Raw genomic sequence first — 22,321 nt, forward strand, 5'->3', positions numbered from 1 at the left:
AAAAGTATCGCCTCATACTAAAAATCAATTGAACCTGAAAAGATTCCCGGAGATACTACTGACCAATGGCTGCATCACCCCAATGAAACAGTGCACTCTCATGATGAGGCCTGCCTGTCTGTCCGGCAATCACTTAATACAAAGGATGTTCACCACCACAGTCAACGTGCTGGAACCACTTAAAACTGCAGAGGAGTAAAGTTATGAAAACTACAGTACCGGCCCCTGTTTTCCGTCACGTGTTCATGATCATGTCGGCGTGGTTTTTCGTGGCCTTTTCCTTTCTTCCCTCCATACAGGCTGCCGATCTGCCGGGTGCAAAGGATCATCCGCTGCTCAAACGCTTTGGCGGTTCAGAAATCGTTGCTTACGATACCAAACGTTTTGTTGAGTACGATCTGCAAACATCTACGTTTACTTCCTATGATCTTAACGCAAAAAAACGGCACTACGTTAACCCGCCGCTCCGTTTGGAAGGGGCGCTGACCCGGATCTGGTATGAGGCAGCCGACGACACGAGCAGTCTCGAGCTGCTGCGCAACTACCAGAACGAACTGGCTGCTGAAGGATTTGATATCCTCTACGATTCCACAAAAGACGATAACGCTACCAAATGGACGAACTACCTCGCCTTCTTCAGTGGCCTGAACATTCGCACCAATCGCAGTATCTACGTTGTGTATGCTGCCGACACCAAAGGTCTGAAAACACTCACTGCTAAGAAACAACGACCTGAAGGGGATATCTATGTCTCTCTGATCACGGTTGAATGGAATAAAGACGATGCCATCTATAAGGCAAAGCGCGGTGCCTACGCAGCGGTGGATGTGATTGAGGTCAAACCCATGGTCCAGAACATGGTGGCGGTCAAGGCCGATGAAATGGCCAGATCTATCACCTCTGACGGCCGGGTGGCCCTGTACGGGATCCTGTTTGATTTCAATAAAACAGAGATCAAGGATGAATCCAGACCCGTGCTGGAGGAGATCGCCAAGCTGCTCAACAATGAACCGGATCTCAATCTGTATGTGGTTGGACATACGGACAACATCGGCAACTTCGATTTCAACCTGAACCTCTCCAAACGGCGCGCTGAGTCAGTGGTGACAGCGCTGAGCAGCGAATATGGTATAAAAACAGATCGCCTGACCCCTCATGGCGTCGCCAATCTTGCTCCGGTAGCGACAAACGCAACCGAACCTGGCCGGGCAAAAAACCGCAGAGTGGAACTGGTGCCACGATAAGCACCAGCAAGGTTGTCCATCAGGGCAGGACCGGAGATGCTTGTACTGAAAGCGGCAGGGGCTCTGGTCCTGTTTCACTGTCCAGACGGACCAAAGCCTGATACATGCTTCCTTCCCGTGTGACCAGCTCCTCATGGACTCCCTGCTCAACGATCCGCCCCTGATCCAGGACCACGATCCGGTCAGCACGGCGGATGGTTGACAGCCGATGAGCGATAACCACAGAGGTACGGTCCTGAAATCCAGCGGCAATGGCTGCCTCCAGCATGTTTTCCGACTCGGTATCAATGGAGGCAGTGGCTTCATCAAGGACCAGGATAGCGGGATTCCGATAGAGAGCGCGAACAAAGGAGAGCAGCTGTTTTTCCCCCTGACTCAGGTTGAGTGCCCCTTCGCCGATCCGGGTCTCCAGCCCTTGCGGCAGACGGTTGATAAACTGTTCCAGCCCGGTCTGCTGCAGGATAATGTCGAGTTGTTTTGCATCATACTCCTGGTCAAGGACAATGTTGGCTCGTACCGTATCGGGCAGGATGAAAATATCCTGCATGATCAGGCCGATCTGCCGGCGCAGTGCTTTGAAAGGTATCTGACGAATATCAACGCCATCAATGAAGATACTACCGCTGGTCGGCTCGTAAAAACGGACTAAAAGTGAAACAAGTGTTGATTTACCTGCACCGGTCGCACCAACCAGGGCAACTGTCTCACCGGGTGCAACAATAAGATTGATATCCGATAAAACCGGCTCACCCTCCTGATAGGCAAAATGAATGCCTTTAAATTCGATGGACCCGCGCCCGGCAACAGAAACCGTATCAGCTGCCAAAGCTTCCACCTGCATGGCTGACCGGCAATCCATACTTTGAAAGATGCGCTCTGCTGAAGCCATGGCTGACTGAACAATGGAATACTTTTGCGACAACTCACGCAATGGCTGAAAAAAAAGTCGCATATAGGTGAGGAAAGCTGCCAGCTCTCCTATGGTCAGATGCTGACGGATGACCTCACCGCCGCCATACCAGATTATCAGAGCCACTGCTGCTGAACTCATCAACTCGGTCAGGGGCATGAAGAGACCGAAAACTTTAATCTGTCCAAAAGAACGCACCAGATATTCCTGTGTCAAGCCGCTGTGAATATGACTGCTCCGCTGCTGTCCGCCAAAACACTGAACAATCCCTATCCCGGCGAGTGACTCAGCCAGAAAACTGTTGATCTTGGCCATCTGACTGCGGATGGCCCTGAATTTTTCGCGGGCGATACGGGAAAACAGCAGGGTGCTCACTGCGGCCAGAGGAATAAAGATCGCCATCACCAAAGCCAATCGGCTGTTCATAAGAAAGAGAAAGCAGAAAATGCCAATCAGTTTCAAACCGTCATTAAAGAGGGTCACCATCACCGAAGTGAACATCTCATGCATGTTCTGAACATCATTGGTCAGCCGCGTCACCAGACGACCGGCCGGTTGACTGTGAAAATAGTTGAGATCAAGGGTCAGCAGATGGTCAAAAAGCTTTTGGCGGAGCTGGTGCATAATCGATTGACCGATCCACTCCAGAACAACGACCTGACAGAAGGTGGCAACAAAGATGCACGTTATAAGCAGACCATACCACAGAGCAACCTGCCCGAGCCCGGCAAGCCGTGCTGAGTTCGCCAGGTTTTCTACCACAATATAGTGGTCGATCCCCAGCTGCATAAGCCTCGGCAGCCCCAAAGAGGCCAGAGCAATGATCATGGAGAGCACCACCGCTCCGGTCAACGCCACAGCATGGCCTCGGCAGTACCCGAAAATCCGCTGCCAAAGCCGTACATCGCCGATGGACCCCTGGTGTCCCTCTTCTGAATAGCCGAAATTATGCATGGCTGCGCTGCTTTGCCACCATGGAGGAGTAAAAGGGATGAGCCAGTAACTCCTGATGCCCTCCCTGACCAACGATCCGCCCGTTGTCCAGAATAAAAATATGGTCAGCATGTCGCAACACGTTGACTCGATGCGAAACAAGCAGAATCGATTGTCCGTCCATATTGTTCAAAATATTTTCCAGAACCAGCTGTTCGGTTTCCACATCAATGGCAGACAGCCCGTCATCAATGATCAACAGAGGTCGTTTGCACAGCAGTGCCCGCGCCAGGGCCAGCCGCTGACGTTGTCCGCCGGAAAGCTTGACCCCTCGTTCGCCGATCACTGTTGCATACCCCTCGGAAAAGCCCTGAATATCCATATCAATGGCAGCAGTTGCAGCAGCTTCTTTAATCTCAGCCATGGTTGCCTCAGGTCTGCCAAAGGCAATATTGGCGGCGATGGTCGTGGCAAAAACCACCGGTTCCTGACTGACATAGGCGATACAGTCACGAATATCAGCCTGGGATAACCGGTTGACATCCACGCCCCGAAACACCAGCATACCATCCTCCACCGGATACATCCGCAGCAGCAGTTTACAAAGGGTGGATTTGCCTGAACCTGTACGACCGGTCAGACCTGTCAACCCGGGGCCGATCTCCATGTTCAGCTCATTGAGAGCCGGGCGGGCGGTACCTGCATAGGTAAAGGTAAGGTGGCGACAGCTGTAGGTTGTACCGATCGTCGTTTGCGGCAGCGGCAACGGCTGGGTTATCCCTCTGCTGACGGCAGGCAACTGTTCCAGCAGACGATGAATCCGGCGCAGACTGGTGATGCCCCGCTGAGTAAGATTTGCCACCCAGCCGATCGCCATCATCGGCCAGATAAGCATGTAAAGATAACTGACAAAGGCGACAAAGGAACCGATGGTGATGGTGTCCTCAATGACGAGCATGCCACCGTAATAGAGCAACAGCAACATACCGACATTCCCCACCAGGGTGGCAACGGGAAACAGCAGTCCCTGAATAATCGCCACACGCAGATTGCTTCGGATGTAGGCCTCTCCTAAACTCTGAAAACGAGTTCCCTGGAAATTTTCCAATGTATAGGCCTTGATCAGACGTATCGAAACAAGTGTGGTGCGGGCAAATTCAGTCAGCAGGGAGAACTGCTCCTGCACGAGGTTAAAACGCTGGTGGAGGCGGCCGGAGAGAATCCTGGTGCAGACAATGAGCACCGGCATGGGCAACAGGGCAATCAGAGTTAACTTGACACTGATCGCCAGCATAAAACCAAGAGCTGCGGCAGACATCACCAGAGCATCCACCGCCGCCACCAGTCCCATACCGCAGGCCATCTGCACTGTGGCCAGATCATTTCCGGCATGCGCCATAAGATCGCCGATGGTCCATCGCTCAAAAAACTGCTGATCCATCCGGAGGATATGGTTAAAGAGACGATCCCGCAACTTCTTCTCCAGGATACGGGAAAATCCGATAATCAGATAACGCCAGAAAAAACGCAGTACGGCAACAATACCTGCGATCAGCAGAACAAACATGCTCAGCGTAAGAAGTTGAGATGATGTTGCAGACTGTGCGGTAAGACCATCCACTGCTGTTTTAATAAAACGGGGAATGATCAACTGCAAAAAATCAACGGTGATCAGCGCCAGAAAACCTGCGGCAAGGCGGGACCAGTGCGTTGTGAAGATTGGGGAAAGTAAACGTAAAAGAGCAGATAATGATGCTTCCGGGCTACTGTTGGTATACTCCCCGGCAGACGTGTTGCAAGACGATTTGGTCATCGCAACGACGGCAACAACTCTTCATAGGCTGCAGTCAGACGTATAAACTGTTCAGTGTTGCCGCCTTTATCCGGATGGAGCTCATGCGCTTTTTGTCGATAGATGCGAGTGAGGTCCTTCTTCTTCATGGCGGCAAGTTGTTCGGCCGAAATATCGAACATGACCATGGCCTGACTTCTTGATATCTTTTCCGTCACCGGTGCAGCCCGGTGTTGAAATCGTCCGGCCCGTGCACGACGACCGAAGTTACTCCAGGAGATCGGCTCAGCAGGCGCAGTGTCAAAGTACATGATCAGGTAACGGACCAGGGTGTACGGCAAACGATCATGATGCCGTGAGAATCCGCACCAGAATTCGGCATCAGCGGCTAAGCTGCAGATCTCTTGAACAAAGAGGGCGTCCAGTTGATCACGATCAAGCGCCTGTGGTATTGAACGGGCGTAGCTTTGCTGGAAAAAACGTTGCAGATTAAAGATAGTGAACAGATAACTCTGATAATCACGGGGTGGAAGCTGCTGCTCCTGCTCGAGTATCATCTGCTCGATTTCATCACGGCTCTTATCAAGAAGGGCAATATACAGCGGTGCGGTTTTATCCACTATCTCTTCGGAAGTTCGGCCCATACGAAGAAAGTGGACACGCCGACGGTCAAAAATATGGGTTTCTTCTAAAGCCCGCCTTCGTACTGTTTCGTCCGCCGGCCGCCAATTACGATACTTGCTTCGATGGCGAAAAGGTTGCAACCGATTTTTAATATAGGGGTCAAGAAACGGAAAGAGCAGTTCCTCCAGCTCGCTGTCGATGACCTTCACGCCCTGATCACGCAGCTGCTGCAGAAACTCTTCATCGATATAAAACGACGATTCATCAGGATAGACGATACATCGGCCCGGATCAGATCCCAAATCTGCTAATTCACGGGAGTACAGAATACCGTCACTGCGATAGGATTCCCGAAGCAGATACTGATATCGCCGGGGACCGACCTCCATACGGGCAAGATACATAGATACAGACTCTCTACAATAAAACGGGGGATATTCGGCGGACTATAGCTCGTTTCAGTGGACAACTCAAAGGAAACGATTAACTACCTCCTCAATCGTCTCGATGGTAAAGGGTTTTTCCATGGCGAAAACAAAACCATAATCACCGTATCTCCGCATCACCATACTGTTCCGATCTCCACTGACAGCGACCAGGGCGGCCTTCGGATCTACAGTCAGGATCTCACCGGCCACATCTGCTTTTCCAACACCCCGGGGCATATGCAGATCAAGCAGGACCAGATCAAAAGGGCGACCGGCTTCCAGTTCGCTGCGGTACAGGGTGACCGCCTCTTCCACGTTCAAGGCTTCGGTTACAAGACAGCCAAAGTGCTCAAACATTTTTTTTGTGGGTATGCGTACTATTGCCTCATCATCTATAATAAGAACCCGACGCCCCTGTTTTTGACGATGAGCTAAACGATGTTCAGCATCGGCAATCTCATGGAGAGGAAAATACAGGACAACCCTGCACCCCCCTTCCCGTACTGGCAGAATGTGGACGGAACCACCGTGTTTTTTGGCAATGGCGTGGACTATGGTAAGCCCCAACCCCATTCCCTTTTGTGCACCTTTCTGTTTGGTGGAAAAATAGGGGTCAAACACCTGGTCCAGGGACTTCAACGGAATCCCCGGCCCTGAATCAGTAAAAACAAGCCGGATCAACTCACCTTTCGGGACCAGTTGACCGATGCGAACAGATTCCTCATTGCCGTTGACACGGTCCACATGCACATCGATCCGGCCGACTCCGGCCATGGCATCCACTGCATTGCTGGCAAGGTTGACAAACACCTGCTGCACAAGATGCGGATCAACGTTCACGATAAAGTCATTTTCCTTGCAGTGCAGCTCAAAACAGATGTCAGTATGCGCCAGCTCCTGATCCAGTACCTCGGCAATCAGAGCGAGCAGATACACCTGCGACTTTTGCGGAACATAGTTGTTGGAAAAAGTGGAAAACTGATGAATCAGCTGTGTGGCCAAGGAGATCGCCTTGTTTGCCTCTTCCAACATCTGCCCGATATTTTCCTGTTGACAAACATAGCGTGCCATTTCAACATTGCCACGGATAATGGTCAAGAGGTTATTGAAATCATGGGAAATACCACCAGCCATTAGTGACATGGCCTCTAGTTTCCGTATCCGTTGCAACTCGCCTTCCAACCGGCGCTGACGCTGTTCTAAAACTTTACGACGGGTAACATTCTGCAGAATACCGATAACAAAAAATGTAGACCCTTCCGCAACAGATACAAGGTTTAACGTGACCTGCTGCGTCCCCAACTGGAGAGGATCATCATAGGAAAAAAACAGAGGACCGCAGGCATCTCCTCTTTCCAGTCGATCCAGCCAGGTTATGAACCGTTCGTTTGCCTGTGCCGGCAGCAACTGCACAAGCGGACTGCTCAGGATCTTCACCTCCGGAAGCCCGAAAAGACCGACAGCAGCCTCATTAACCATGACAACACGACCTTTGTTGTCAAGTTCAATCACCCCTTCGGCCATCCGCTGCAGGATCACTTCCCGATGTTTCTTACTGACCAGCAGCTCGCTGGTCACCTCACGGGCATGCAGCCCCTCCAGTCCGTGAATCACACCGGTTTGCCCCCGCTGGTTACGACGAAACCGATCCAGAGCAGCAACAACATGTTCTTTCATGGTCACCATCGGTCCCTTGGCAATACACACATCAGCACCGATACGCAGGGTGATCTCGTAATCTTCGAGTGCCACCCCGGAAAGAATAACCAGAAAAATATCTTCCAGCTCCGGTGTATTACGAACAATATACCCCAGTTTCTCGCCATCGATTTTAGGCATAATGAGATCGATGAAGATAATATCCGGTCGTTGCCTGCCGATGCAGTCCAGCGCTTCCAGGCCATTTCCAGCCGTCTCAACCCGACACCCTTCCGCCTCCAGTATATAGCTGAGAATTTTACGAATGACCGGACTGTTGTCAACAACAAGCGCATGTATCTCATCCATGATGGAGTAGTTCCCGGACTGCTTCGGCAAGCTCGTGGACATCAAAAGGTTTAGTAAAGACCTTGTCTGCACCCAGTTCCTGAGCTGCCGGCAGGTAGGCTTCGGGCCCGATACGACCACCCCCGGAAATCGCAATAATTTTTATAGCAGGGTACGCTTTTTTTAAAGAGGTGATGGTTTCCAGACCCTCCTGTTCAGGCATAATGAGATCTGTGATCACCAGATCTGCAGGCTGCTTGAGATGTTTTTGCATACCTTCCCGGCCATTTTCAGCCTCCATGACCTCATATCCTGCCCACTCCATCACCTGGCGAAGCAATGTACGCATCTGATCATCGTCGTCAATCACCAAGATTCTCATCTTCAACTCCTCTCTTCTTTGGCAGGATCTCACGAACGGCCCGTGCTAACAGCTGCATATCTACAGGTTTTGCCAGGAAACGGTGAACCCCGCACCGCTTCGCCTCTTCCATGGTAACCGCCTCACTATATCCTGAACACAGGATTATCGGCAATCCAGGCCGTAGTAGCCTGCTGACCCGATCCGCCAACTGTATCCCTGTCATTCTCGGCATGGTATGATCCGTGATCATCAAGTCAATCTGTTCATCTTCTTTTTCAAAATACTGCAGCGCCCGCTCCGGGGTATCGGCGGCAAGAACCCGATACCCCAGATGAGCAAGCATTCGGGTACGCATCTTGACAATTTCTTCTTCATCATCGACAAACAAAATAGTTTCATCACCGCCGGGCAGGATGTCATTTTGCTGTTCAACTTCCTTTGTTTCGGCTATACGGGGAAAAAAGATGGTGAAGACCGTTCCCTTTCCCAGTGTGGAAGAAACGTCAATAACCCCTTCATGGGTTGTGATGATTCCATGTAACACAGCCAACCCCATGCCGGAGCCTTCCCCAACCTCACGGGTGGTAAAAAAAGGATCGAAAATCCGTTCAAGTGTCTCCTGGGATATACCTTTACCAGTATCTTTGATCGTCAACACCACATAAAAACCCGGTTTCAGACCATGATAACGGTGCTGTTCCGCCTTACCGGTCTCAGTCTGCCGCAAAGAGATCTCGATCGTCCCACACTGGTTTTCCAATGACTGAGCTGCATTGGTGCACAGTTGCATGACTATCTGCTGAATCTGCCCGGGATCGGCATGGATCATGTCGATTCTGTCGGATATGGAAACCTTGATGTCAATGGTAGTCGGCAGAGTAGAGCGCAACAGGCGACATGTCTCTTTGACCAGTGGTGCAATCGATAGATCTTGTCGTTTATGACTGGACTGTCGACTGAAGGCAAGGATTTGGCTGACCAGATCCTTGGCACGATTCCCAGCCTGTTTGATTGCGTGCAGGTGTTCAATAAGTTCCGCTGTTGTCAACGGTGGTCCGAAAAGAGGACTGCTCCCATCTTTGTTCTGCACGGGTATCCGATAGAGCAATAAATCGGTGTTACCGAGGATGGCACCAAGGATATTGTTGAAATCATGAGCAATACCACCGGCAAGTGTAGCAATGGACTCCATCTTATGTGCGTGCATCAACTGTTTTTCTAAATTACGCTGATGACTGATATCTTTGGCCGTGACCACAAAACCAACAATTTTCTCCTCCTCCTGCAAGGGAAAACAGTTCACCATCAAGGTACGGCCAAGATAATCGTGCGTAATCTCCTGGCAGTGTGGTTTGTTTTCTGCACAGGTACTGGAGATAAAACAGAATGGACAGGGTGTATCTGTTCCTGCAAACAGACTGTGACATGCTTTGCCTTCAAGGGAGCTACCGTCAGAGGAAAGGAGTTGAACAGCCGCCCTGTTCCCCCTGGTCACTCGACTCTCACTGTCTAAAACAAGGACAGGATCAACAATGACATCAAAGATACACTGCCATTCATCCAGTGCTTTCTGCAGCGTTTCACAACCTTCTGAATGTACCTGAAGCCGAGGTCGCAATCGAAACAGATAATAGGCAACCGAAAAAATTGTATACAGTGCCAGTACCGAACAGACGATCCACAATGTCAAAGCGTTCACCGTTCCCGAGCGAACAAGAAGGGGGAGTGCTGCCTAAAAATCCGCTCACGAAAAAAATCAATTGTTTTGCGCCTCCTCTCAACAATACGCACCTGTTCCGGTATGAGGTCGGAAATAGGATTACGTATGATCGACATTTTATATTCTATGTTGGCAGCAAAACGATTGTCCAGATACCAGGCATAAAAAAGTCCGAAAAAAAGACCTGGTGGCGTAAACCCTTCATCAGGATTGATCACTCTGGTGTAAACACGACCATCCGGCCGCAATCGATGCATTTTAGAGAGATACAGATAGGTGTCGATATCCTTCGGCGTCAGAAAAGCCTCCAGGGCCTCGCCATCTCTGACCAATATCCGATAGGTCCGTCCGAGGATGTCATCACCATGCCGTAAATCCATCATCTGCTTATCTTCAGCATAGTTGCCCAGCAGTGACTGTCCCAGCGCCACCAGAAAAACCATCTCAAAACGATTGAGGTTGGTCACTTGATCCTGTCGAACCTTGATTCGTTGGTCAAGTGGATCATAAAAAGAATAGATGTTATCCCATTGCTGGCAACGCTTCCAGGCCCCGGGCTCGATTAAAGTAATGCCGCGGCTGAACTGCAGGTGTTCCAAAGGAATATCCGGGTGTAACCAAAGTATCTCCAGCACCCGGTCCAACAGTTGACGACGATCCGTTTCAGCCATCTTGACCATGGAATCCGAGGCAATGCATTCGGTATGAAGACGAGTCAGGTGATCCCGAATTTTGTCGTAGCGCAGACAGGGCACCAGCCGGACAGGATACTCCCTGCCAATGGCGACGTCCACCTCGGACAGTGTTTCTTTGCATGGAGGTACAGTCAGATAATCAGCCTGATTAAGCGCCCACAACCCCTTGACCACCCTGGCAAGTGCATCTGGATCATGCTGGATCACCCCGCGTTGCCGCAGCTGCTCCTTTGCAAAAATCCGGGCTTCCACTGAAGAAAACCCCAAAGCTCTGACCCGACTTCGATCCATAAAAATCGGTTCCTTATCTTCAAGGGCATAGCGCTGCAGAATCGAACCCGGAATATCGGTCAAATCAAGGCCCACGATATGGGAAAACAACTGATCTACCCCACCTGGAATATTACGGTGGTAGGCCCTGATCAGATCGGAAACATAAAATTTCCGGTCCGGTGCATCCCGGGCGGCATCGGTTTCTCCTTTCTGAACCCAGATATTGGCCACCAGCACCTTCAGTGCCCCGGTATTGTCACGAATAGCCTGTGCCAGTCCAGGGACCTGAAGAATGGGTATGATGGAGGTATACAGACTGCCTGGTGCAAAGAGGATGATGTCGGCCTGCTGCACCAGCTGGACTACTTCCGGCTGGAGAAAAGGATTTCGGCTGAACTCGACGATCACCCTGTCAACAGGAAATCCTCGTCTGGCTTTCCCCGACTTGTACTCACTGGTAACCAACACACCGTTGGCATACAGCATCTGCAGTTGCGACAAAGTCGTGGTACAGGGAAGTACGGAATGGGGTCGCACGCCGAGAACACCGGATATTTCTGCAAGTCCACGGCTGGTTGCCGATCGTACGACCTGATGCGAAACGAGCAGCTCCTCCGGTGTAAGGTCAGGGCCCAACTGTTTATAGATGGCAGCAGCCAGCAGAAGATTTCCCAGACACTGCGGCCGTTGCAAAGTCGGACTCAAACGAACATCAGTGTACAGAAGATCACAAAGTTCAACAAGATAGGTCAGGAGTTGCTCGGGAAGATCAGAAAGTGTTGCCCCTGTGTCCCGAAGCAACTGACCGGCTGACAAGGGGTAGGACATAAAACGGTAGTTGAAGACAGCATACAGAGCTGTGGCACAGTGTTTGGCACCAGCTGTGTCCAGTTTGTAGCGCTGGACAAGATTTTGCCGGCGTATCGACGAGACAAGGACATGTCGAATATCACCAAGGGCGATGAGGGGCACATCTTTTTGTAACTCACCGGTTGATCCGCCATCATCCGTCACACAGACCACCGAACTCACCAGTGGAAAAATTTCCTTTAAGCCGGTAAAGGGATTATACGCCCAGGCTTGTCGACGTGAGTCTCCACCAATAATATTGGACAGACCGGTACCACCACCAAACACGACCACTTTGACGGAAGACGTGTCCAAGGCGTCGAACTGCTGTTTGAGTTTGTCAAAAAATGAGGTGATGACCGGGGGCAGTCCGCCGGCGGTACTTTCCAGGAGTATGGAGGCGATTTTCTCAGCCAGGCTGCTTTCCGGCAGAACATCAAGCACGGAAAACCCCTCTGAGGTCATAAATTTCAGGTGATGTTTAAACTGCTGTTCTCCGGACATGTACTCTCGCTCAATAAAAAGTCCGGTAATCGTAACTTACAGTAAGGGAGCTGCCGGCAACAACTGCTCCACCCTTTCCAGATCCTTGAAGGTGTCCACTTCTACTGAATCGTACTCTGTAAGAACAACCCGGACGGTGTATCCAAACTCAAGGGCACGCAACTGCTCAAGTTTTTCGCACTGCTCCCACTTTCCTTCAGGTAATCCGACAAAGGTGGTGAGAAAGTTTTTGCGATACGCATAGACGCCCAGATGTTTGTAATACGCAGGTTGTTGTGTCCCGTCAGCGTCACGCTGAAAGGGTATGGGCGCCCGAGAAAAATAAAGGGCATTGCCACGACAATCGAACACGGTTTTGACATGGTTGGGATCAGGGATCTCTTCAGGGCGGATAATTTTATAGATGAGAGTCGACATCGGCAGCGATGGATCGTCCACCAGCGGCCCGACAACCTGCTCAATCACCTCTGGAGGAAAAACAGGTTGATCTCCCTGGATATTAACGACGATATCCTGATCTTCGAGGGCCAGCAGGTGAGCCGCTTCCGCGAGCCTGTCGGTACCGGTGGCATGGTCACGCCGGGTCATCACCCACCTGCCGCCAAAGGAGGTGACCGCCTGAGCAATACGTTCATCATCGGTGGCAACCACCACCTCTGTCAACACTGACACCTGCCAAGCCCGTTCAACCACATGTTGAATCATGGGCCGGCCCTGAATCAGGGCTAAGGGTTTCCCTTCAAAACGATTGGAATGATACCGTGCAGGAATAATGGCAACAATTTTAGGGGTGGATGAGTTCATCGACAGTCTTGAAGGTACCTCTGAAGAACAGTATTGGATTGCATCTCTCTTTTGAGCCATGATACAGTGCACACCGATAAAAGGCAATCACCTGATAACCTCGAATTATCGTCTTATTCTTTGGACCATCCGAAATAACCCGGGGCTGAAAACGGAAGAGATTATTCCTTTCACCCGGTTATTGTAGAGCAAGTATCGAATATGCATCATGCTACCCGAGTTTTTCCGTTGACAGCCTCACCCGTTTTTCTCGCAGTCCTGGCCGATCCCGACAGCTCCATGACTTCTGCACACAGTCTGGCAGCATCTCTTGCCATTCCTTTAGTTACCGACCCCTGTGCCGCCACGCTCCTGTTACGGTACAGCAGTGAAGGTTTAGAACTCTTTAAACCCGGGGATCCATCACTGCCGGGAAGCCTCAGGGTCAACTTCTCCAGCCCAGGTGTCACTAAACGCTGCACTGATCCTGGTCAGGAGCTCCTTATCCGGGCGACAAAAATCCGGCATACATCCGAACCACTGCTCACCGACACCACAGCCGGTCTCGGTTACGATGGTTTTATTTTAGCGGTTGCCGGGTTTCAGGTACATATGATCGAAGCCGATCCGGTGGTGGCGGCACTGCTTGCCGATGGGTTGGAGCGTGCACGTCACAACCCGACCCTGGCTCCCGTGGTGGAACGTATCAGTCTGACCATTGGTGAGGCACAAGATGTTCTTCCCCGGCAGATGAAACATCCTGATGTCATTTACCTGGACCCGATGTTTCCCAGACGCTCCAAATCAGCACTGGTCAAGCAGGAACTGCGTCTCCTGCAACTCCTCACCTCCCGGACAACCACTTCCCCTGAACAGTTACTGCATCAGGCATTGGCTGTGCAGGCCAGGAAGGTTGTGGTGAAACGACCGCGCACCGGCCCCAACCTTCTCAATCTGCGCCCGTCTTATACAATCAGAGGCAAAGCCATTCGATTTGATGTCTATGTTGGTTCAGGAAAAGCCCCGACCCCTTTGCCGACAGCGTAATAAAAAATATCCCTGAAGCGAGTCGGAAATCAGCGGTCAACACCGGGCCGCCTTTTCAAGAGCTGCCGCCACCGTTGTCTTCTGCTCCTCTGCCAGCACAACAGGCACCTGAAACGTTAAGGCGCGCTCCATGATCGCTGCAGAGATCGGCAGGGCCTGGGGATCATAAACAACCCGTCGCTTGCCATGGGCTACAAACGGCCACCCGTCACGGCAATAACTTTTACCCTGCAACAGGTGTTCCCAGTTGGGATAGTAATGCCACCCATTTTCACTCCAACGGATTGCTCCTGCACCATGATCGCGCAACACCTGATGAACGGCGGTTGCCTGTTTCTTATCCGGCAGGAGAAAGGTGCAAAAGGTTGCTGAATCACCATCTTTGTCTAAAATTTCCCGGAACTGCACTCCAGGCAGAACACTTACAGCCTCTTGATAAAACTGCTTGTTACGCTTTTGAGCAGCAACGATATCATCAAGTTTGGCTAACTGAGCCAGACCGATCGCCCCCTGGATCTCCATCATCCGATAGTTGAAACCGACAAAAGATCTTCCTTCACCACCACGCCCACCGGGATTAGGTACATGGTCATGCCCATGATCCTGATACTCGGACATCCGTTGCCATAATCCATGGTCACTGGTGATGCACATACCGCCTTCACCGGTGGTTATGGTTTTGACCGCATCAAAAGAAAAGGTGCCGACAGCACCGAAACTGCCGAGGTGACGACCTTGCAGGCGTGCACCGGCAGCCTGGGCAGTATCCTCGATCACGGGAATATTGTGCCGGTGAGCAATGGTCATAATCTCATTGATCCGTGCCTGAGCACCCATCATATGGACAGGAATGATCGCTTTAGTTCGCGGGGTAATCTTTTTTTCCAGATCGGCAGGATCCATGTTGAGGGTCATATCAACTTCAGTAAAAACCGGGATTGCACCGCAGTCAAGTATCGCCTCCCAGGTCGCAACAAAGGTGAAGCCCTGTGTGATAACCTCGTCGCCTGCGCCAATACCGAGAGCAGCCAGTGCCACCTTGAGAGCCGCGGTGCCGGAAGTTACTGCCTGTGCATAGGAGGCGTTGGCATACTCAGCAAATGCCTTTTCAAACTCAAGTACCTTCCACTTCCCTTGGCGTTGAGCGGCAAACTCGTAACGAAACAGCACACCACTGTCCAGCACCTCTAGAACCTGTTTTTTTTCCTCAGCTCCGAAAACCTCAAATCCGGGCACAGTTACACCTCTTTTATGAAAAATTTATACCGATATACACGTACAGCACTCTATTCAGCCATGCTGCCGGGACAGAACAAATCCATTATCAATTAACCGGACCTTGCCCACCTTACCCTCAACAAACACCGCCAATGCAAGAACAGTCTGTTCATCCACCACATCTGCCGGTTCCAGGGTCTCGCAGTTGACAAAGCTGACATAATCCACAGCCGTGCCGGTAAACGAATGAATATGTTTTTCAAGCAAAGCCGTCAGTACAGCTGTTGACCGTTGCCCCTGTAGGGCTTGAGTTTGGGCCAATTGCAAAGAGGTGACCAGGCTTAATGCTGCTGCCCGGTTAGCCGGGTCAAGGTTGGCATTACGGGAACTCATGGCCAGCCCATCTTTTTCACGGACAATCGGGTGGCCGACAATCCGCACAGGAAGATTCAGATCCGCTACCAGGCGACGAACAATCACCAGCTGCTGAAAATCCTTCTCTCCGAACACAGCGACATCCGCCTGAACAATGTTGAACAGTTTGCTCACCACCGTGGCAACACCGGCAAAGTGAACAGGTCGGCTTTTACCGCAGAGATGGGTGGCCAACTGACGAACCTGTACTTCGGTCTGAAATCCCTTCGGGTACATCAGCTCAGGTGTGGGAGCAAAAACGACAGCCACCCCCTCCTTCTGTGCCAATTGTCTGTCCCGTTCAAAATCACGGGGATAACGGTCAAGATCTTCGTTGGGGCCAAATTGGGTGGGGTTGACAAACAGACTGACCACCAGCAAATCACAGAGCCCGGCAGCCATGCGCATCAGACCAAGATGACCTTCATGAAAAAAACCCATGGTCGGAACCAGGCCGACGGTCGCACCGGAACGGATCTGTGCTTTTGCCCAGTCTTGCATCTCCTGAGGATGCTGAATCACTCGCATCATTTCTGCAACTGACCAAGTCTCGACTGCACCATCTCCCGGATCGGGTCCACCTTCCCCTGTCCGGCCTGGAATTCCGACAACTCTAGATATTTCCCATACATGGCTACAGCCTCCTCCTTCTTGTCGGTTTGCTCGTACAGCCGCCCCAATGCACGATAGGCCTCTGCAGCAAACCACTCATTCCCCGAGAGCTGGGTATACAACTGGACAGCCTTATCAACCTGGCCCTCCATCTCACACAGGCCTGCCAACCTGCTGAGCACCAATGGTTTGAGAGACATATCCGGCCTGAGTTCGCTCTGCAACACCTCTAAAGTCTCTATGGCCTTACCGCGCTGCCCCTCCTGTGCATACAAAGTGGCCAACTCAATCTTCGCCCATCGGTCGGCAGCAGTACCTCCATAATCCTGCGTCACCTTCTCCAGCAACGGTTTCCTGTCCTGCTGAGCAATAAGCGCAGCATCCAGAGCGGAAGCACCTCTTGTCTCTCGCAGTTCACGATAGGTGGTGTAACCGGAAACAGCCACGAACACCACCACGGCAGTCACAATAACCGTCCAGATTGTCCGTTGATGACGGTGTATAAATGCGATTACCTTGGGCGGCAAGTTGAACTGCTCCAACAAACCCTCTGAAGCTAATAACTGTTGTTTAATAACAGCATCTCGATTAACGGTTGTCTGCTCCGCCATGCGGGACATCTCCTGTAAAATCTTTACGAACTGTAAGACCGGCACGCAATAGCATCATGCCTCACTGCCTCTCACCAAAAACACTTGCAAGATCTATTGTATCACGTTCAGGTATGGATACATACCAGACTACCTTCAGCCTGAAACGCTGAATTATACCGTGACACACAAAAAAAGCATCAGCCAATCCATGATATCTCAACAAAAACAGATCAGGGCTTCCTTAGCCGCCTCTCTTCCCACCTCCAGTACTCATCGTGTATGAATGATCGCCGTCTACTCACTGTCAGTGAGCTCACCACCACCATCCGCAGTCTGCTGGAAGGGAGTTTTCCCTTTGTCAGCGTTGTCGGTGAGATCTCCAATCTGCACCGTCCCCTTTCCGGGCATTTTTATTTTACCCTCAAGGATGCCGACGCGCAGATCAGAGCGGTTTTGTTCAAAACTCAGCAACGTTATCTGACTGAACCACCGGCAGATGGAAGACAGGTCGTCTGTCGAGGACGCATCTCCGTGTATGAAGCAAGGGGCGATTATCAGTTAATTGTTGACACCATTGAACCCCGCGGCACCGGTATGCTCCAGCAGGCGTTTGCAGAACTCAAACATCGATTGACAGCAGAAGGATTATTCGATGCACACCTGAAACGACAGCCACCGTCTTTTCCCCGCCACATAACCCTCATAACATCCCCCAAAGGCGCTGCGGTCCATGACTTCATCCGGATCGCAACCCGTCGCTTCCCACCGATCAGGATTGCTGTTTACCCGGTAACTGTACAAGGGGAACAGGCTGCCCCCAGTATGATAGAAGCTCTCACCACCATCAACACCAGCATCTCCACAGACCTGATCGTCCTCTGCCGGGGAGGGGGTTCCATTGAAGATCTCTGGGCGTTTAATGATGAGCAGTTAGCCCGAGCCATTCGGCGATCAACCATACCGGTGGTCAGTGCCGTCGGCCATGAAATCGATTTCACCATTGCCGATTTTGCCGCTGACCTCCGTGCGCCAACACCCAGTGGAGCCGCTGAGCTGCTGATCCCCGATGGATCGGCATTACAAAAAAATCTTGCTGATCTCTGTGCACGCATGCAGCACAGCTTGCGTTTCAGTCTGAACGATACCGGTCAGCGTGTACAACTGGCACGCCAGAGGTTGCTCTCCGTGCCGCATTCCCTGGATCGGCTATCCCTTCATCTTGACTATCTCAGTGTTCGCCTGAAAAGATCTTTTGTTGATACGCTTGCCGATAAACAACGTGATCTCGACCAGACCGCCCTTCATCTGTCCCGTTTAAGTCCGAAACATCATCATGCCATCCGCTGTCAACAGTTACTCAATCTCAAAGAACGCCTGGTTCGAGCGGGCAAACTGCTCCTGCAAAACAAAGAGATACAGTTGACAAAAATTGTCGCTGTCCTGGATGCTGTCAGTCCGTTGGCAACCTTGGCCAGAGGATACGCTGTGGTTCGTTTAACCAGAGGCAAAAAACGCTTGGTAACAGAGGCAAACCAAGTTCGGATCGGCTCTGTCGTGGAGATACTTCTTCACCAGGGCAGATTACAGTGCAAAGTGGAAGATCGGTATGGGGAAAATGATGAACCGCTGTGAAGGGCTAATCAAGTACAGCGTCGACTTTTTTATCAATGGTCTCAAGAGCCTGAGCCAGCAACTGGGGATTATCGCGTGCGGTTTGACGAAGGATATCACCCCATTCCCGCAACATGGTACTGTTCACTTTACGGACACTGTTGGGTCGACTCCATTCGACACCGATTTTTGTACCAAGGTTGTCAAGAGCAACCTTCTGGGCGGTCTTTTGTTCCAAAGGGGTTTTAGCAAGGATTTCACTCGAGATTGACTGCCATCCCTCGGCTAACAGATTACCTTCTTGGAAAGTTTTAAACCATCGCTGCTCCTCAGGACTAAGTTCCGCAGGAATCACATAACGCTGCTCAAGCACTCCTCCCATCGGAGCAGCCTGTGCCTCACTTGCCCGCACCTCAGCAACCGGCGCAATACCTAGTATCCACAATGCAAGTATGATCAAACCGATATTTTTCACGGCAGCCTCTTCAACTTAAATCTTTACGCAGAGCCTGAAATTTATCACATGTTCCGGGACAGGTCAAGTGCAGCAGCACTGTTGATACAATTTTTTGTACCAGTCATATATCCTTCATTTTTGAACAGACCGACTTGAATCGCTGACCCCGGCCTCTGAAAAAGTTGCCACCTCGGTAAGAATCGCAACAGCAGCATCAACCAGATGCATGGCCAAAGCCGCCCCTGTGCCTTCCCCAAGCCGCAGATTAAGCTCCAGTAAAGGCCGGCACTGCAATTTACTCAACAGCACCTTGTGAGCCGGTTCCACACTGCAGTGAGCACACACAAGAAAATCCCGGACAAACGGCTCTAAACTGCAGGCAATCATCGCCCCGGCAGTAGAAATAAAACCGTCGACAACCACCGGTTTACGATGGGCCGCTGCTCCAAGAATCAGGCCGGCAATGGCACCGATTTCAAAGCCGCCCACCTTTGCCAATACATCAATTCCATCTTTGGGGTCAGGCCTGTTGATCTGCAGCGCCCGTTCAATGACCGCAATTTTTTTCAGTAAACCAGCATCATCTATACCGGTACCACGCCCCGTGAGCTCACTTACTTTCTCACCGGTAAAGACTGCAGCAATAGCTGTACTTGGCGTGGTGTTACCAATCCCCATATCTCCTGTACCAAAGACATCAGTAGTGGCTGCCAGATCATTGGCAATCTCAATCCCAGCCTCCACCGCCATTACAGCATGGGTCCTGGACATGGCCGGTCCATGCGCAATGTTTGCTGTTCCATGCCCGATTTTTTTGGCAACAATTCTGCCTGTCTCCACCAGTTCATCAAAGCTGTCCCTGGCCCCAACATCAACAACACAGACTTCCGTCTGACTCCTTCCGGCAAGAGCGTTAATTCCGGCACCGCCGCGGATAAAGTTGTAGACCATCTGTGTCGTGACCTCTGCCGGAAACAGAGAAACTCCCTCAGCAGCAACGCCGTGGTCACCGACCATCACCACCACCTTCTTTCGTGCCACCGGAGGCTGCAACGATCGAGTCATACCGGCCAAATCAACGGCTAAATCCATGAGATCGCCCAATGCCCAATGCGGCATGGTCAGTTGATTGAGATGCTCCTCTGCCCGTTGACGATATTCAAAATCCTGGGGATAAATTGATCGAAAAGTAGCATCAAGGAAACTGAGGCCGCTGCTGTTTTTCATATAGACATCCTGATTTTAATAAGAAAAACTTAAGATAGTCATCCAGACTGAAGGCCTGAACAAGTGCATGGTATTGGCCGGGAAGTGCTCGCAGAGAAATATGGACCAATACATCATACATCTTAAACATCAAGGAACTACTCACTACCGGCCAGAGTGCGGTCGTAGAACTTCCCTACTCCATACTCCTTGCGGCGCTGGAATTTTTCATACGGTGGGCCGATCAGCTGCATTTCCGGATACAACCTTTGCATCTGCATGGCAATCTCTATCTCCTTAGTGCAGCCGGTGGAGTACGTGGCATCCTTTCCAGTCCATTCCGGCGGCACCTTCTTCCCCATCAACTCAAAGGATTTGTCCACATCATCGACACTCTGAAAGCGCCAGATATCGATATTGCCTGATCGTTGAAAGATCTCCCACATGTACATGATGTCATCGGCATCCATTCCCTCAACAAAGTGTTCGCCGGGGTTGATTATCACCACGTCATGCAAGGAGGAGCGTAGATACTCGACAAAGATATTCAGAATCTCTTTGGCTGTTTTCAACTGTCCGGGAATTGACCCCACAATCGCCGAATAAAACAAAATCGTTTTTCCCTGCGCCTTTTCCTGCTTGACCATATCGATCAGGTTTTGCGCCATGCGACGCAGGGTGGCACGGGAGAACCGGACCGCCCTGGGGTGATGGGGTTTAAAAAGGATATCGATCTCTCCGTCATCACCGGGGATAATGGAGATAATATCGCGTGTGAACTGGAAATGATTAAAAATGGTTTCACGACCGCCCGGACTCCGGTAAACGACTAAATCAGCCTCCTTAAATGCCCTTGCATATGTAACCGAGGTCAACAGCGGATTGAATGGTTCCCGGGTACCATCCGAGATAATCAGAAACCGGTTGTCGCTGTCAAGGCGACGTACAAGTTCATTTTTGGAAATTGTATCATCACCGATGATGTCGGCATCTTCAAGAAGCTCGCCAAGAGTCGGATCTTCGAGCAGATCGATAAAAGACACCCGATGATAATAGAACCCCCGTTTAACCGCCAGTATCACCTTCATGCCGATTTTCATCAGTATGCGGAGGATGGCAAAATCAAACACTATCTCTCCGGAACGACCTCCCACCCAGAGAATGCACGGCCGACGCCGGCCGGCAACAACATCCCGCAGCCAGTTGCACATCCACATCCACTCAGGTGTCTCCAGCTGCCTGTTCATCACTGCGCGCAAGATATCCATACTCGGCGGCTCGTCCTGCCGCCAGATGGGCCGCATTGAACTGAGCAGCAACAGGCGGCACAACCGGAGAAGGTGCAGCTGAAAATCAAGGTCGCTCAGGCTGGTCTGCTCGTTGATCTCCAGCCCTTCAGGTGAATTAAACAAACGTTCAAAAACATCTGACTTGAGAAAGAGCGCTACTCGTCGATTTTCCTGCTCCCGTTCCATGGCCAATGGCCGATCGATCTCACTGATGGTGGTAAAGATACTTAAAAGTCGTTTTTCGATTCGCCCGGGCAGCTGCACCTTATGGGCAGTCTCATGATTGAACTTAATGGTGAGCAGACTGAGAAGGTAACGCTGTTTATAGGGATCGTTCACCACTTCACGCACTAATTTTTCCAGTCGGGTCCAGATAGCGATGTAGGCAGAAGTCAGAACCGTATCAGCCTTTTTCTCGACAATGGCCTGAAACAGCTCATCAGAGCACGGATAATAAATTTGTTCATCATCAAGATGAACTATAAATTTTAACTGCTCCGGTGAGGCAACCTTATCCGGAAAAGTCTCATAGGCGAGATGATTTTCAGTGAAAAAATTAGTCACCCAGGCATCTCGATCCGGATCGAGCCCTTTAACATAACGTGTGAATTCACTCACAGCTGACATCCTCAGTCACAGGTCTGTTCATTTTTTTGTTTTCTATATACCGAGGCAGTATAAAAATGTCCAACAGGCAATGGACAGTGTTCCTGTTCTCCTGCAAAATCCTGAAAGCACAAAAAAGGGACCAGGCTCCTGTTGCACCCAA

Annotated in this window: 17 protein-coding genes; 3 read left to right on the forward strand and 14 right to left on the reverse strand. The window is 51.0% G+C overall.

Features of this window, described 5'->3' with window-relative positions:
- Positions 1–203 precede the first annotated feature (203 nt).
- Positions 204–1,244, forward strand: a complete 1,041-nt coding sequence (locus HP555_RS13500; RefSeq protein WP_199263089.1) for an OmpA family protein — start codon at positions 204–206, stop codon at positions 1,242–1,244.
- A 19-nt stretch (positions 1,245–1,263) separates the two neighbouring features.
- On the opposite strand, the gene HP555_RS13505 is transcribed toward HP555_RS13500, so the two are convergent.
- From HP555_RS13505 to kdsB, 8 genes are all read right to left on the reverse strand, one after another.
- Positions 1,264–3,108 carry an ABC transporter ATP-binding protein gene (locus HP555_RS13505; RefSeq protein ID WP_199263090.1) on the reverse strand — a complete coding sequence of 615 codons (1,845 nt, stop codon included), beginning with the start codon at positions 3,106–3,108 and terminating at the stop codon, positions 1,264–1,266.
- Complete coding sequence (locus HP555_RS13510; RefSeq protein ID WP_199263091.1) at positions 3,101–4,900, reverse strand: ABC transporter ATP-binding protein; 1,800 nt, start codon at positions 4,898–4,900, stop codon at positions 3,101–3,103. Before HP555_RS13510 ends, HP555_RS13505 begins: the two co-directional genes overlap by 8 nt.
- The gene (locus tag HP555_RS13515) at positions 4,897–5,907 is read right to left on the reverse strand and encodes a hypothetical protein (protein ID WP_199263092.1); all 1,011 of its coding nucleotides are present in this window, start codon (positions 5,905–5,907) and stop codon (positions 4,897–4,899) included. Before HP555_RS13515 ends, HP555_RS13510 begins: the two co-directional genes overlap by 4 nt.
- 66 nt (positions 5,908–5,973) lie before the next feature.
- Positions 5,974–7,938 carry an ATP-binding response regulator gene (locus tag HP555_RS13520; RefSeq protein WP_199263093.1) on the reverse strand — a complete coding sequence of 655 codons (1,965 nt, stop codon included), beginning with the start codon at positions 7,936–7,938 and terminating at the stop codon, positions 5,974–5,976.
- Positions 7,931–8,299, reverse strand: a complete 369-nt coding sequence (locus tag HP555_RS13525; RefSeq protein WP_199263094.1) for a response regulator — start codon at positions 8,297–8,299, stop codon at positions 7,931–7,933. Before HP555_RS13525 ends, HP555_RS13520 begins: the two co-directional genes overlap by 8 nt.
- Entirely contained in the window at positions 8,280–9,971 is a 1,692-nt protein-coding gene (locus HP555_RS13530) for a hybrid sensor histidine kinase/response regulator (RefSeq protein WP_199263095.1), read from the reverse strand. Before HP555_RS13530 ends, HP555_RS13525 begins: the two co-directional genes overlap by 20 nt.
- 5 nt (positions 9,972–9,976) lie before the next feature.
- Positions 9,977–12,322 (reverse strand): gluconeogenesis factor YvcK family protein, encoded by a 2,346-nt coding sequence (locus HP555_RS13535; protein ID WP_199263096.1) that lies wholly within the window; start codon positions 12,320–12,322, stop codon positions 9,977–9,979.
- Positions 12,323–12,358: 36 nt separating this feature from the next.
- Positions 12,359–13,126, reverse strand: coding sequence for a 3-deoxy-manno-octulosonate cytidylyltransferase (kdsB, locus tag HP555_RS13540; RefSeq protein ID WP_199263097.1), 768 nt, complete (start codon positions 13,124–13,126; stop codon positions 12,359–12,361).
- A 201-nt stretch (positions 13,127–13,327) separates the two neighbouring features.
- Here kdsB and HP555_RS13545 point away from each other — a divergent pair, with 201 nt between their 5' ends.
- Positions 13,328–14,152, forward strand: a complete 825-nt coding sequence (locus HP555_RS13545) for a class I SAM-dependent methyltransferase (protein ID WP_199263098.1) — start codon at positions 13,328–13,330, stop codon at positions 14,150–14,152.
- Between the two features lie 36 nt (positions 14,153–14,188).
- Here the strand turns inward: HP555_RS13545 and HP555_RS13550 are convergent, their stop codons facing one another.
- From HP555_RS13550 to HP555_RS13560, 3 genes are read right to left on the reverse strand one after another with little or no spacing between them, the layout of a single operon-like run.
- Complete coding sequence (locus tag HP555_RS13550) at positions 14,189–15,388, reverse strand: DegT/DnrJ/EryC1/StrS family aminotransferase (protein WP_199263099.1); 1,200 nt, start codon at positions 15,386–15,388, stop codon at positions 14,189–14,191.
- A gap of 54 nt (positions 15,389–15,442) precedes the next feature.
- Complete coding sequence (gene panC / locus HP555_RS13555) at positions 15,443–16,312, reverse strand: pantoate--beta-alanine ligase (protein WP_199264577.1); 870 nt, start codon at positions 16,310–16,312, stop codon at positions 15,443–15,445.
- Complete coding sequence (locus HP555_RS13560; RefSeq protein ID WP_199263100.1) at positions 16,312–17,007, reverse strand: tetratricopeptide repeat protein; 696 nt, start codon at positions 17,005–17,007, stop codon at positions 16,312–16,314. The genes panC and HP555_RS13560 overlap by 1 nt, the downstream gene beginning before the upstream one ends.
- 261 nt (positions 17,008–17,268) lie before the next feature.
- On the opposite strand from HP555_RS13560, the gene xseA reads away from it, so the two are divergent.
- Positions 17,269–18,621, forward strand: a complete 1,353-nt coding sequence (xseA, locus tag HP555_RS13565) for an exodeoxyribonuclease VII large subunit (protein WP_199263101.1) — start codon at positions 17,269–17,271, stop codon at positions 18,619–18,621.
- 4 nt (positions 18,622–18,625) lie between these two features.
- Here xseA and HP555_RS13570 read toward each other — a convergent pair whose 3' ends face one another.
- The 3 genes from HP555_RS13570 to HP555_RS13580 all read right to left on the reverse strand — a co-directional run bounded on the left by HP555_RS13570 (position 18,626) and on the right by HP555_RS13580 (position 22,170).
- Positions 18,626–19,075, reverse strand: a complete 450-nt coding sequence (locus HP555_RS13570) for a hypothetical protein (protein WP_199263102.1) — start codon at positions 19,073–19,075, stop codon at positions 18,626–18,628.
- A gap of 114 nt (positions 19,076–19,189) precedes the next feature.
- Positions 19,190–20,284, reverse strand: coding sequence for a nicotinate-nucleotide--dimethylbenzimidazole phosphoribosyltransferase (cobT, locus tag HP555_RS13575; protein ID WP_199263103.1), 1,095 nt, complete (start codon positions 20,282–20,284; stop codon positions 19,190–19,192).
- Positions 20,285–20,421: 137 nt separating this feature from the next.
- Entirely contained in the window at positions 20,422–22,170 is a 1,749-nt protein-coding gene (locus HP555_RS13580) for an ARMT1-like domain-containing protein (protein WP_199263104.1), read from the reverse strand.
- Positions 22,171–22,321 lie beyond the last annotated feature (151 nt).

Origin of the sequence: Desulfobulbus oligotrophicus (assembly GCF_016446285.1) — a bacterium.
Lineage (GTDB): Bacteria > Desulfobacterota > Desulfobulbia > Desulfobulbales > Desulfobulbaceae > Desulfobulbus > Desulfobulbus oligotrophicus.